The organism is Flavobacterium sp. SORGH_AS_0622, from assembly GCF_030818825.1.
Lineage (GTDB): Bacteria > Bacteroidota > Bacteroidia > Flavobacteriales > Flavobacteriaceae > Flavobacterium.
The window spans coordinates 3,614,976-3,628,778 of the sequence record NZ_JAUTAX010000001.1 but is presented as its reverse complement, the minus strand read 5'-3'; the positions used below and the strand labels follow the sequence as shown (position 1 = coordinate 3,628,778).

General features: G+C 34.2%; 14 protein-coding genes. 13 read left to right on the top strand and 1 reads right to left on the bottom strand.

Translation table 11 applies throughout. The features are described 5' to 3' along the window. Window positions 1–25: 25 nt before the first annotated feature. On the top strand, window positions 26–256 hold the full coding sequence (locus tag QE431_RS15220; RefSeq protein ID WP_144219045.1) for a helix-turn-helix transcriptional regulator: 231 nt from the start codon (window positions 26–28) through the stop codon (window positions 254–256). A 67-nt stretch (window positions 257–323) separates the two neighbouring features. Then, complete coding sequence (locus tag QE431_RS15215; protein WP_057116544.1) at window positions 324–527, top strand: helix-turn-helix transcriptional regulator; 204 nt, start codon at window positions 324–326, stop codon at window positions 525–527. A gap of 87 nt (window positions 528–614) precedes the next feature. Here QE431_RS15215 and QE431_RS15210 read toward each other — a convergent pair whose 3' ends face one another. Next, entirely contained in the window at window positions 615–1,085 is a 471-nt protein-coding gene (locus QE431_RS15210; protein ID WP_057116543.1) for a UpxY family transcription antiterminator, read from the bottom strand. A gap of 585 nt (window positions 1,086–1,670) precedes the next feature. Between QE431_RS15210 and QE431_RS15205 the strand changes: the two genes are divergently transcribed. The 11 genes from QE431_RS15205 to QE431_RS15155 all read left to right on the top strand — a co-directional run bounded on the left by QE431_RS15205 (window position 1,671) and on the right by QE431_RS15155 (window position 13,797). After that, entirely contained in the window at window positions 1,671–2,105 is a 435-nt protein-coding gene (locus QE431_RS15205; protein ID WP_057116542.1) for an adenylyltransferase/cytidyltransferase family protein, read from the top strand. After that, a complete protein-coding gene (locus QE431_RS15200; protein WP_307297385.1) occupies window positions 2,095–3,096 on the top strand; it encodes a mannose-1-phosphate guanylyltransferase in 1,002 nt (333 codons plus the stop codon). The genes QE431_RS15205 and QE431_RS15200 overlap by 11 nt, the downstream gene beginning before the upstream one ends. Before the next feature lie 39 nt (window positions 3,097–3,135). Beyond that, entirely contained in the window at window positions 3,136–4,089 is a 954-nt protein-coding gene (locus QE431_RS15195; RefSeq protein ID WP_373428947.1) for a GDP-L-fucose synthase family protein, read from the top strand. 109 nt (window positions 4,090–4,198) lie between these two features. Further along, entirely contained in the window at window positions 4,199–5,323 is a 1,125-nt protein-coding gene (gene gmd, locus QE431_RS15190) for a GDP-mannose 4,6-dehydratase (RefSeq protein ID WP_307297382.1), read from the top strand. A gap of 52 nt (window positions 5,324–5,375) precedes the next feature. Next, window positions 5,376–6,788, top strand: a complete 1,413-nt coding sequence (locus tag QE431_RS15185) for a UDP-glucose 6-dehydrogenase (protein ID WP_307297380.1) — start codon at window positions 5,376–5,378, stop codon at window positions 6,786–6,788. Between the two features lie 64 nt (window positions 6,789–6,852). Further along, a complete protein-coding gene (locus QE431_RS15180) occupies window positions 6,853–8,154 on the top strand; it encodes a polysaccharide biosynthesis protein (RefSeq protein ID WP_307297379.1) in 1,302 nt (433 codons plus the stop codon). Window positions 8,155–8,237: 83 nt separating this feature from the next. Further along, window positions 8,238–9,209 carry a hypothetical protein gene (locus tag QE431_RS15175; protein ID WP_307297376.1) on the top strand — a complete coding sequence of 324 codons (972 nt, stop codon included), beginning with the start codon at window positions 8,238–8,240 and terminating at the stop codon, window positions 9,207–9,209. 21 nt (window positions 9,210–9,230) lie between these two features. Next, the gene (locus QE431_RS15170; protein WP_057116532.1) at window positions 9,231–10,103 is read left to right on the top strand and encodes a glycosyltransferase family 32 protein; all 873 of its coding nucleotides are present in this window, start codon (window positions 9,231–9,233) and stop codon (window positions 10,101–10,103) included. Between the two features lie 60 nt (window positions 10,104–10,163). Continuing rightward, window positions 10,164–11,246, top strand: coding sequence for a glycosyltransferase (locus QE431_RS15165; RefSeq protein ID WP_307297373.1), 1,083 nt, complete (start codon window positions 10,164–10,166; stop codon window positions 11,244–11,246). Then, the gene (locus QE431_RS15160) at window positions 11,243–12,508 is read left to right on the top strand and encodes a glycosyltransferase family 4 protein (RefSeq protein ID WP_307297371.1); all 1,266 of its coding nucleotides are present in this window, start codon (window positions 11,243–11,245) and stop codon (window positions 12,506–12,508) included. Before QE431_RS15165 ends, QE431_RS15160 begins: the two co-directional genes overlap by 4 nt. Next, the gene (locus QE431_RS15155; protein ID WP_307297368.1) at window positions 12,499–13,797 is read left to right on the top strand and encodes a hypothetical protein; all 1,299 of its coding nucleotides are present in this window, start codon (window positions 12,499–12,501) and stop codon (window positions 13,795–13,797) included. Before QE431_RS15160 ends, QE431_RS15155 begins: the two co-directional genes overlap by 10 nt. Window positions 13,798–13,803 lie beyond the last annotated feature (6 nt).

Sequence of the window (13,803 nt, the reverse complement as noted above, 5' to 3'; positions counted from 1 at the left end):
TTATATTTTTTATTTTTTACTTTTTATGAAATACAGTGTATACGAAAATATTAGAAAGATAAGAGAATTAAAAAATTTCACTAGGGAATATGTAGCTGCTGAATTAAAAATGAGTACCAGCGGTTATGGCAAAATTGAAAGAGGCGATGTTGATTTAACGGTCTCTAAATTAATCGAAATTTCAAAAGTTTTAGAGGTCTCAATAGAGTTCATATTTAAATTTGATGTATCCATTTTTTTTAGTGAAACGAGATAGAATACCCATCGCAATTAATTATTAATCAAACTTTAACCAATTAGAATTAGTAATAAAAAATACGATTATGGAAAATTACTATTTAAAAATTAGAGAGTATCGGTTGCAAAATAATCACACCCCCGAGTATGTTGCAATTCAAATGGAAATTAGTGTCAAAAAGTACGAAAAAATCGAACAAGGAATGGTCGATCTTAAACTATCAAAGCTAGACCAATTAGTAAAGATTTTAGGAATCAAAAAAAGCCAGATTTTTCAATTAGATAATTAATTTTCAAAACGCAATCTTCATTTTGAAATTTTAAAAAAGAGTTTACTTAAGATCATCAGGGATATCTTAAAAAACTCTTTTTTCGTTTTATGATTTATGCTTTACTTTTAAAACGTACCCTAAAGATTCTAGAATTAAAACATAATGCGTTTTTGTAATGTCTTTTACCACTGCATTTTGATCGCAAAAAGGACCAGAATTTAAATGGATCTTATCTCCAATTTGGTATTGCATAACAGATATTTCTGAAGCTGTGTCTCCGGTATTAAGCCATTCTTTAATAGTCTCAATTTCTTGATCCTTTACAATAGCATGTCTTCCAAGCCAGAATAAAAATCGCACTACTCCAGGAGAATGAAATACTAAGTTTCTATCTTTTTCTGCTAATTGTACAAATATGTAATGATTAAACAATGGCACTTCTACCTTTATTTTCCTATCTGATCTTTGTTGAATTTTTTTAATCACAGGACAATAACAATTGATATTAAACTTAGTTAATTGTTCTGCGGCTCTTTTTTCCCATTTAGGTTTTGTGTATACTACATACCATTTCATAATCCTTAATTTATTGTATTTGTAAATTAGTTGTTTAAAATAGCTTAAGCCGTTATATTGGTAATTCTCTTTTAATGGATAATAGTCTATACATTGATTGGTGTAAGCCAAATGTTTTCCATTAAATTATATGCTGCAGTATCTGGAAACCATCATTAAGATATGATATGGTTTTGTATACAAACTAAGATGTAAATTTAATTCGAGGACACTAAAATCACTGATGGTTTTTATGCTAAAATTTCCTTATTAAGGACATTTAGCAACAAAAACGAAATTTCTCATCAGCCGTATTATCATAATTTTATCTTAAATTATTGTTCTAGACAAATTGATATTATTTGATTTTGGTTTCGAGCTTTTTAATGCAGAAATAAAAATTTTTTGATACTAATATAGGAGCAAAATTTTAAAAGTTTTTTACCATTTATTTTTTCTTTTTTGAGTAGTTAGAATGTAACTATTCACGGGGAACCCTTATTCAAAATTTTAAAAAAACCGCCGAAACCCGAATAAAATGGTTTATTTTTTTACCCGACAATTCTACATTAACAAACATATTTTTTAATTTAAAACATTAAGCAGATGAGAACTGGAATAACATTTAGTGCTTTTGATTTGTTACATGCAGGGCACGTTAAAATGCTTGAAGAAGCAAAACAACATTGTGATTATTTAATTGTTGGTCTACAAACAGATCCAACATTAGATCGCCCGACAAAAAATAAACCAACACAAACTGTAGTAGAGCGTTACATACAGTTAAAAGCGTGTAAGTTTGTTGATGAAATTGTTCCGTACGCTACAGAACAAGACTTAGAAGACATTCTAAAATCTTTTACTCTCGATGTGCGCATTGTAGGTGACGAATACAAAGACAGAGATTTTACCGGAAGGACCTATTGTGAAGAAAAAGGAATCGAATTGTATTTTAATACCAGAGACCACCGTTTTTCGAGCACTAATCTTCGTAATGAAGTGTATCAAAAAGAAATTTTAATGCACTCTAATGGCAATTAGTTCTGTAACACATGTTGTTTTAACTGGCGGAATTGGCAGCAGGTTGTGGCCTCTTTCCAGAAAAACACTGCCTAAACAATATCTGGAACTTTTTGACGGTGAGTCGCTTTTCGAAAAAACAGTGGCCCGCAATCAAAATGTTTCAAACAAAATGATAGTAGTAGGAAATATTGAAAATTACAAAATGAGTAATCTCATTATGTCCAAATTCAATAAACCTTTTACTCATATTATAGAGGCAGTTCCCCGAAACACAGCTGCGGCAATTGCGTTTGCAGCTTTTGCATCAAAGCCAGAAGATGTTTTATTGATTACACCATCGGATCATATTATAGATGGCGAAGATTCATATCCAGCTGCTTTGCAACAAGCAATTGCATTAGCCAATCGAGATTATCTAATAACCTTTGGAATAAAACCAGCAAAACCAGAAACGGGCTACGGCTATATCGAATTTGAAGGTGAAAATGTAATTGCATTTCATGAAAAACCAAATTTAGAAACAGCAAAAATGTATCTGAAAAACGGAAATTATTTCTGGAATAGCGGCCTTTTTTGTTTTAAAGCTGGAAAGTTTTTAAGCGAACTTGAAAAGCAGGAACCAGAAGTTTATTGGGCATCAAAAGCAGTTTGGGAATCTAATAAAGATGGTTTTTTAGATTATGAATTATCACTTACTATTCCTTCCATAAGCATTGATTATGCCGTTATGGAGCGAAGTAAGGATATAAAAGTGGTTCCAGCCCAGTTTGAATGGTCAGATTTGGGTTCTTTTGAATCGGTTTATGATTATTTGGTTGAGAAAGACCATCCAATAGATGTCAACAGAAATATTGTAATAGGAACTTCAATGCATACCACTTTTATTGGGGTTAAAAATTGCATTTTGATTTATACTGCCGATGCTCTAATGGTTTTGCAAAAAGAAAATTCGCAGGAAGTAAAACAAGTCTACCAGCAATTAGAATCAATTGCTTCTCCATTATTATAAAATAAAACTCTTAAAAGAATCAATAAAAAAGAGCCTGATATGATTGATAAAAATGCTGCAATATATATTGCTGGACATAAGGGAATGGTAGGAAGTGCCATTTGGAGAACCTTGACTGCAAAAGGTTATCATAATCTTATTGGAGCTTCCAGTACAGAAGTGGATTTAAGAGAACAAGAATCAGTTCGTGATTTTCTAGGAGAAATTAAACCTGACGTTATTATTGATGCCGCTGCAAAAGTGGGCGGAATTTTGGCTAATAATGATTATCCGTATCAGTTTTTGATGGAAAACATGCAAATTCAAAACAACTTGATTAGCGAAGCGCATAATTTGGGCGTAAGCAAATTTATCTTTTTAGGAAGTTCATGTATTTATCCAAAATTAGCGATGCAGCCATTAAAAGAAGAATATTTGCTAACAGCATCTTTAGAAAGTACCAACGAATGGTATGCTTTGGCTAAAATTACTGGCGTAAAATTATGCCAAGCAATACGCAAGCAGTTTAAAAAAGATTTTGTCAGTTTGATGCCGACAAACTTATACGGCATTCACGACAATTTTGATTTGAACAGCTCTCACGTTCTGCCAGCTATGATTCGCAAATTTCATGAAGCTAAAGAAAATAATAATGCTTCTGTAATACTTTGGGGAACTGGTAAACCCATGCGCGAATTTCTGTTTGTAGATGATATGGCAGAAGCCGTAGTTTTTGCTGTAGAAAATCAGCTTCCGGGATATTTGTACAACGTAGGAACAGGAGAAGATTTAACCATTAAAGATCTGGCTGTTACGATACAAAAGATTGTGGGTCATACCGGAGATATTATTTGGGATGAAAGCAAACCTGACGGCACTCCGCGAAAATTAATGGATGTTTCTAAAATGCATAATATTGGCTGGAAACACCAAGTGAACTTAGAAGAAGGAATCCAAAAAACCTACAATTGGTTTCTAGAAAACATTGAAAACTTAAAAGAAAAGATTTACTAATCAGTCCATTCTTTTAATCTGGAAATCTCTCCCAAAAAACTTTACAAATAAGACTTTATCAAACATTGCAACATTGCAGCATAATGCCTTTGTGCCTTATAATTACATTATGAATCTATTAAAAAAAACAGCCTTCATTACAGGAGTGACAGGACAAGACGGAGCCTATTTAAGTGAATTTTTATTAGAAAAAGGCTATATAGTACACGGATTAAAAAGACGTTCGTCTTCATTTAATACCGATCGAATTGACCATTTATACCAAGATCCTCATATAGAAAACAGAAATTTTATTCTGCATTATGGAGATATGACCGACAGTACAAATTTGACGCGTTTGATTCAGGAAATTCAACCTGATGAAATCTATAATTTGGCTGCTATGAGTCATGTGGCAGTTTCTTTTGAAACTCCTGAATATACAGGAAATGTTGATGCCTTGGGAACTCTGCGACTTTTGGATGCTGTTCGTTTGCTTGGATTAGAAAACAAAACTCGAATCTATCAAGCTTCAACTTCGGAGTTGTATGGAAAAGTACAAGAAGTACCACAGTCAGAAACAACGCCTTTTTATCCAAGATCACCTTATGCAGTAGCCAAAATGTACGCTTACTGGATCACGGTAAATTACAGAGAAGCTTACGGAATGTACGCCTGCAATGGTATTTTGTTCAATCATGAATCTCCTATTCGTGGAGAAACTTTTGTAACACGTAAAATTACCAGAGCAACTTCAAGAATTGCGTTGGGATTGCAGGATAAACTTTATTTAGGAAATCTTGATGCCCAAAGAGATTGGGGACATGCCAAAGATTATGTGCGAATGATGTGGATGATTTTGCAGGCAGAAGAAGCTGAAGACTGGGTAATTGCTACAGGAAAAACTACCCCTGTTCGCGAATTTGTCCGAATGAGTTTTGCCGAAGTAGGTATCGAATTAGAGTTTAGAGGCAAAGGTATAGATGAAAAAGGATATATAGCTTCTTGCAGTAATCCAGATTATCAGCTTCCAATTGGGAAAGAAGTATTGGCAGTAGATCCAGAATATTTTAGACCAACAGAAGTAGATTTACTAATAGGCGATCCTACAAAAGCTAAAAAGAAACTAGGCTGGGAATGTCAATATGAGTTATCTGAATTAGTACAGGAAATGATGCAGTCTGATATAAAATTAATGAGAAAAGAGCAGCTTTTAAAAGAATGCGGTTTTTCGATAATGAATTACTTCGAATAACTAACTGGTTTCCAAAAACGAAAATTATTCGCCTCCCAAAAAAGATATTTAAATGAAAATCAAAAATATTTGCTGCTTAGGTGCTGGTTATGTAGGTGGTCCTACAATGTCTGTTATCGCATTGAAATGTCCAGAAATTAAAGTAACTGTTGTCGATTTAAATAAAAGCCGTATTGCGGCATGGAATGATGAAAATTTAGACAATCTTCCTGTGTATGAACCTGGACTTGCAGATGTTGTTCGTGAAGCGAGAGGACGTAATTTGTTTTTTTCTACAGAAGTAGACAGCGCCATCGAAGCTGCAGATATGATTTTTATAGCTGTAAACACACCAACAAAAAATTATGGAGAAGGCAAAGGAATGGCTGCTGACTTAAAATTTGTTGAGTTATGCGCCAGACAAATAGCCAGAATAGCGAAGAACGATAAAATTATAGTCGAAAAATCGACACTTCCGGTTAGAACAGCAGAGACTTTGCAGACTATTCTAGATCATACTGGAAACGGATTTAAATTTGAAGTTCTTTCTAATCCTGAGTTTTTGGCAGAAGGAACAGCAATCAATGATTTATTAAATGCCGACCGTGTTTTAATTGGAGGAAACCAAACAGAAAGCGGTCAAAAAGCTATTCAATCTTTAGTCGATATTTATGCACATTGGCTGTCTCCAGAACAGATTTTAACTACGAATGTTTGGTCTTCAGAATTATCAAAATTAACGGCCAATGCATTTTTAGCACAGAGAATTTCTTCTATTAATGCCTTGTCCGCTTTATGCGAAGTCACAGAAGCAGATGTTGATGAGGTTGCATCTGCAATTGGAACTGACAGTAGAATTGGTTCTAAATTTCTTAAAGCTTCCGTAGGTTTTGGAGGATCTTGTTTTCAAAAAGATATTTTAAACTTAGTCTATTTGTGCCGCTATTTTAATTTGCCAGAAGTAGCCAATTATTGGGAGCAGATAATTATCCTAAATGATTACCAAAAATATCGTTTTGCAAAAAAAATTATTACCTCTCTTTTTAATACAGTCAGCGGTAAAAAAATAACATTTTTAGGTTGGGCATTTAAAAAAGATACCAATGACACCCGTGAATCGGCGGCGATCTATGTAGCGGAACATCTTATTGAAGATGGAGCAGAAATTCATGTGTATGATCCTAAAGTTTCTGAAGCAAAAGTCAAAGACGATATGCGCTATTTATGGGAATTAAAAGGACTCACAGAACAAAAAATCGATTTAAAACTCAAGCAGATTTTTGTTTACCAATCACCAATTGAAGCGCTCCATCAGGCGCATGCAGTTGCTGTTTTAACCGAGTGGGATGAATTTAAAACCTACGATTGGAATTCGATTTACATCAATATGTACAAACCTGCTTTTGTATTTGACGGGCGTAACATTTTAGATACAGAAAAATTAGCCGCAATTGGTTTTCAGATTAAAGGAATTGGGAAAGGTTAAACTTAACAATTGTAAAAAAGAATCTATTTTTTAATCTTTTTATTTCTATTTCTTGAAAAATATTTTGATAAAGCTCAAACAACACCCTAAGTATGATACTGTTATCAATTGGGGCAAATTAATTTCAATTACAGGAAGTGCGCAAATTCTGATACAGGCTTTAGGATTTGCTTCTGGAATTTTAATAATTCGATTGTTGTCTGTTCAGGAATATGCTTTTTATACTTTGGCCAATACCATGCTCGGGACAATGACTGTTCTTGCTGATGGAGGAATAATTACCGGAGTAATGGCACAGGGCGGAAAAGTGTGGGAGAATAAAGAAAAAATGGGTGCCGTTTTGGCAACAGGTTTAGATTTAAGGAAAAAATTTGCAGTAGCAAGCTTATTAGTTTCCGTACCAATCTTATTTTATTTATTACTGCACAATGGAGCCAGCTGGATTGCAGCAATTTTCATTGTAATAGCTTTGATTCCTGCTTTTTATGCAGCTTTGTCCGACTCGTTATTAGAAATTATTCCGAAATTGAATCAGACGATTTTGCCTTTGCAGAAAAATCAAGTCGGCGTGGGAATTGTGAGGTTAATACTTTCGGCATTAACCATGTTTATTTTTCCATTTTCTTTTGTAGCCATTTTGGCGGCAGGAATACCTAGAATCTGGGGAAATATTGGTTTACGAAAAATTGTGTACAGCATGGCTGCCAAAGATCAACAGCCAGATTTGAAAGTAAAAAAGGAAATATTAAGCTTAGTCAAACGCATTTTACCAACCTCAATTTATTACTGTCTTTCGGGTCAGATTACAATTTGGCTGATTTCAGTTTTTGGTAACACAACTTCATTGGCACAATTGGGAGCCTTAGGCAGATTGAGCGTAATGCTAACAATTTTTAATGTAATTATTGCAACATTAATAGTGCCGCGATTTGCCAAATTGGCGACGAAAAAATACCTTTTATTGACACGCTTTTTTCAAATAATGGGATTTTTGGCGGTTTTACTAAGTTTAATTGTGCTGGCGGTTTATTTATTTCCCGCTCCAATTTTATGGCTTCTAGGAGATGCTTATGAAGGATTATCGTTTGAATTATTATTAAGCATTATCAGCAGCTGTATTGGATTATTCAGCGGAATCGTTTTTAATTTATATAGTTCACGAGGCTGGGCGATGTCGCCAATAGCGGTAATTTTAATCAATTTAATTGCCATTATTGGTTTTGCAAGTCTGCTGGATTTGAGCAATTTGAGAGGAGTTTTATATTTTAATATAGCTTTAGGATTAGTATCCGTCGTCCAAACTGTTCTGTTTTGTTTGTATCATATTCTTCTACTAAAAAATCAAGAATATGAAGATGTCTCATAAGTCATCATTGTAAATAATAAAAGCCTGTAAATGAATTTAGACAGGAGTACTGCACGTTTTATAAAAAAAGAACATAATAAGATATGATTTCAGCTGTTTGCACCTTATTTGAGGGACATTACCATTATGGAGTTGCTACCCTTTCTAATTCGTTATACATAAAAGGGTTTCGTGGAACTGTTTATGTAGGTTATCGAGGATCATTGCCAGATTGGGTTTCAAAAGACAAAAAAGAACACATTGGTAAATGGAAGGACGCAATTACCGTAAGTCCTGTTGACGGCATTCAACTCGTTTTTTTGCAGCTCGTTACGAGCTACAGTCTTACGAATTACAAACCAGATTTTATGCTGGAACTATGGGAAGGACCTGCAAAAGATGCAGATGCGCTATTTTATTTTGATCCAGATATTGTTGTTGTTGATTCGTGGACATGCTTTGAACAATGGGTTCAATGCGGTGTGGCCGTTTGCGAAGACATTAATTCGCCTTTACAAGAATTTCATCCGCGCAGACAAGGATGGAGAGACTATTTTAAAAATTATAATATTGATTTACAGTTTAAAAACCAGATTTATGTAAACGGCGGTTTTGTTGGACTCAGTAAAAAAAATATTTCTTTTTTAACGTTGTGGATTAAACTTCAAGAGCGAATGGGCGACGCAATAGGCGGACTAGATAAATCGATATTTCTAAATCAGGTGCATAATTCAACCATATTAAGAAGGGAAGGATTTCAGTTTTTTGATAAATCAGATCAAGATGCTTTAAACGCAACTATCGAAGCCTATCATGGTAAGATCAGTTACATTGGAAAAGACGGAATGGGTTTTATTCCCGGAGAAGCAACCATGATTCATGCATTAGGAAGTTCAAAACCTTGGAGAATAAATCACTTTGCAAGATTTTTTAAAGGGAGAATACCAAGAAAAGAAGATGTAGTATACTGGGAATATTCTAAAAGTCCAATTTTAGCGCACTCGAGAAGAGAAATTAGAAAAAAACAAATAGCTATTAAAATCAGCAAGTTCTTAGGGAGGTTTTATAGAGTTTAATCTAAAAAAGGATAATAAATTATGATTCCAAAAACAATTCATATATGCTGGTTTAGCGGAGAAGAATATACTCCATTTATAAAAGAATGTATTGAAACTTGGAAAATTCATTTGCCAGAATTTAATATCCGTTTGTGGGACAAGGATAGTTTTGATTTTGATTCGATACCTTTTGTAAAAGAGGCATTGCTGGCCAAAAAATGGGCTTTCGCGGCAGATTACATTCGTCTATATGCCTTATATACTGAGGGCGGACTATATCTAGATTCAGATGTTCGAATACTTAAACCCTTTAAAGAAGAATGGTTTGATTATGGGTTTTTTAGTGCCCATGAAATACATCCTGGATTGTTTGAAGAAGATGGGGGAATGCAGCGTTTAAATTCTTCCTTCCTGCCTAAAACTGCCGGAAAACCAATAATGGGTTTTGCTATTCAAGGTGCCATTTTTGCTTCAGTACCCAAACATCCTTACATTAAAGATTGTTTAGACCAATACAAGAATCTACAATTATTTGCTGATGACGGAACCATCGATTTAAAAAAAGTAATAATAGGTTCTGTAATAACCCCAGTCGCCGAAAAATACGGATATACCTATCAAGACAAAGAACAAATCTTAAAAGAGAATATGCTCATTCTCCCATCCAATATATTAGTAGGAAACTCAATTTATTTAGATAAAGAATCGTACGCTATCCATCTAATTAATGGAAGCTGGAGAGGAAAAAAAGGAATTGAAAAATTTATGCATTTAGTGCGAAATCATTATCCTCGAATATTCCCAGTTGTCAACTTTATTGATAAAGGTTTTAAGAAAACTTCCCGTACCTCCAAACATATAAAAAAAGTATCCTACAACACCATCAAGACATTGATCAAGATCGTTTCCTGACTTGTAAGTAAGGAAATTATTAAACCTGATGATTCTATAATTCATAATTAAAATCAAAAAATGGATATTCTCTTCATTTGCGGTTCTGCCGAAATTGGCAATGACGGCGTAGGCGATTATACTCGCCGTTTATGCGGCATGCTGATACGATCTGGCCATCAAGCTCAGATTTTAGCCTTATGCGATCAGCAGATTACTTTTTTTACTACTGAAAATCAAATTGCAGAACAAACTCCAGTTACAGTTCATAGAATTCCTGTAATCGCAGATCATAATGAGCGCTTAGTTTTACTGCAAAGTGTTATAAAAGATTTAGAACCCGATTGGATTTCTTTACAATATGTACCGTACAGTTTTAATCCGAAAGGATTACCATTTTGGCTGCCTTCTTATTTAAAAAAAATAAGAGGAAATCATAAGTGGCATATTATGTTTCATGAGTTGTGGTTAGGAATAGATTCAGAATCTTCAATCAGGCACAAAGTTATTGGCAAATTGCAACAGGTAATAGCCAAGAAAATAGTTCATAATACTAAAACGCATTCGATTAATACCCAAAATAAATTATACCAATTCTTTCTTCAATCACAAAATATTACAGCAGAAGTACTGCCAATTTGCGGCAACATACCGCTGACAGCTGTGAAAAAAGAAACGCAGGAATTTACACAGTTTGTTTTGTTTGGTACGATTCATAACGGAGCTCCTTTTAAAGATTTTGTTGATGATTTGATGAAAACTTCAAATACATTTAGTAAGCCTCTAAAATTTGTTTTTATTGGGAACAATGGTCCTCAGCTAACGAACTGCACCAAGATATTACAAAATTATAATATAGAGTATGAAGTTCTAGGAATACAAGCTGAAAATGTAATATCGCAAGTACTCTTAGACAGTGATTTTGGAATTTCAACAACACCTTATTTCCAGACAGAAAAAAGCGGCGTTTATGCAGCCTACAAAGAACATCAAATAAATACGATTTGTGTTTCTAGAAACTGGACACCAACTCAAGGACAATATACTATACCGCAAATCATTAAGTACGAAAAAAATAATTTGAATATAGTTCCAATGAATCTTGAGGTTTCTGATTTAAACGGCATGGCATCACAATTTATTAATTCAATTTCTATATCATGAAAGTGCTGGTCTCACATCCGACCTTAAATGCAAATTCAAAAAATTTGATCAATGGGTTATTAAAAGAGCAGCAGCTTTTTAAATTATTTACCTCAATTGCAATATTTCCGGGTCAATTATTATATAAGTTAGGCAATAATCCGAAGTTAAAAGATTTAAAAAGAAGAAGTTTAGATACAGCCTGGCAGCCTTATACACGTTCAAAATCTTTTTTTGAGTTTGGACGTCTGCTGACTTCAAAATTCAAATTAGACTTTTTAATCACACACGAAAAAGGATTTTTCTGTATTGACAGAATTTATCAAAAACACGATAATTGGGTAGCCAATACTTTAGCGAAAGCCAAAAAACAAGGATTATCTGGCGTTTATGCTTATGAAGATGGAGCACTTTCAACTTTTATAGAAGCAAAACAATTAGGACTTTATTGTATTTACGACCTTCCTATTGGGTATTGGAAAAGTTCTCGATCATTAATGCAAAAGGAATTTATTATTAATCCAGACTGGTCAAGTACACTTACAGGTTTTAATGACTCTTTAAAAAAACTAAATAAAAAAGATCAAGAACTGGCTTTAGCAGACATCATTTTTGTAGCCAGCAGTTTTACCAAAAAAACGCTGGAAGAATATTCTGGAGACTTAGCAGAAATAAAAGTGATTCCGTATGGATTTCCAGAAGTTACAGCAGAAAAGAAATATCCGCCGCTTGTTAATAGAAAGCTTAAAGTGCTATTTATAGGAGGCTTATCACAGAGAAAAGGACTTTCTTATTTGTTTGAAGCTGTGGAAGGATTGCAAGACAAAGTAGAGTTGACAATTGTAGGACAAAAAGCTGTACCGAATTGTAATGCACTCAACCGAGAATTAGAAAAACACAAATGGATTCCGTCCTTATCTCATGATCAAGTGCTGGCCTGTATGAGAGAACACGATGTATTTGTATTTCCTTCTCTTTTTGAAGGTTTTGGATTAGTAATTACAGAAGCAATGTCGCAGGGAATTCCAGTAATTACAACCGATCGCACAGCAGGACCAGATTTAATAAAAGACGGCGAAGACGGCTGGATTGTACCAGCAGGCTCTTCAAAAGCATTAAAAGAAGTAATTTCTAAAATACTAGAGAAACCTGAATTAGTAGAACAATTTGGGATCGCAGCACAAAATAAAGCGAAGACCAGACCTTGGTCGGTATATGGAAAAGAAATGGCGGAGGCGCTTTCTTCCTTGAGTTTTATAAAAAATTGGGATAAATGGATATAACAAACGAAATAGCAGCACCAAATTACAAATCTATAAAAATAGCGATATGGCTTTATTTTTTACTATGGATTTTTGAAGGTGCTTTGCGTAAATGGATTTTGCCAAGTTTGGCAACACCTTTATTAGTAGTGCGTGATCCAATTGCAGTTTACATTATCCTGCGGGCCTTTTATCTGCATGTAAAATTTGTAAACGGCTATGTGGTTTTAAGCAGCATTTTTACGCTTTTAGGATTGGCTGTAACATTGACTTTTGGACATGAAAATCTTTTCGTAGGACTTTACGGCGCAAGAATTATGCTGCTTCATTTTCCTTTGATTTTTATAATTGGAGAAGTTTTTAAAAAAGAAGACATATTGAAATTCGGACGTGTGATGCTGGCAATAAATATTCTGGTAACCTTAATCGTTTATTTTCAATTTATAAGTCCGCAGACTGCATTTATTAATATTGGAGTTGGAGGAGAAGGAAGTGCAGGTTTTTCTGGTTCGATGGGATATTTTCGTCCATCAGGGACATTTTCTTTTACAACGGGATTATCGGCTTATTATATTTTAGTTTCTGTTTTTGTCTTTTATTTTTGGATGTCTAAAGAAGCCTGTTCTAAGATTCTGCTTATTTCGAGCACCATCGCCTTGCTGATTGCTTTGCCTCTTACAGTAAGCAGAACTTCGGTTGGAGGTGTAATATTAGTAGGTTTATTTACTTTTTTAGGTTCCTCTACAAGTGTTAAATCGATAATTAGACTGGCATTTACTGTTGTAGTAATCTTTGTTTTATTTACTGTTTTACAAAAAACGACAACAATTTTTAGTTTAGGAACAGAAGTTTTTATGAGCCGTGTCGAAACCGCAAATACTCAGGGCGGCGGTATGAAAGATTCTTTTTTTACCAGAGCAATATCAGGATTTACCGAGCCAATAGTTTCATTATTAAAAGCACCTTTATTTGTGGGCAATCTCGGAATGGGAACCAATGCTGGTGCACAAATGTTAGTAGGAAAAAGAGATTTCTTAGTTTCTGAAGGAGAATTGAATCGAGTCGGAGGAGAACAAGGACTGATTCTGGGCGGCGGCCTTATTGTTTTAAGATTGGTTTTAGCAATCAGTCTGTTTTTAAAATCAATTAAATTACCAAGTGTATACAAATTACTGCCGGTAACATTTTGCGGAACGGCTTTATTTATGATTACTCAAGGCCAATGGGCACAGCCAAGTATGCTGGGCTGCGCGGTAGTTGCTACAGGTTTATTAGTAGCAAGTATAAATATCAAACCGAAAACCGAATAAATGAAA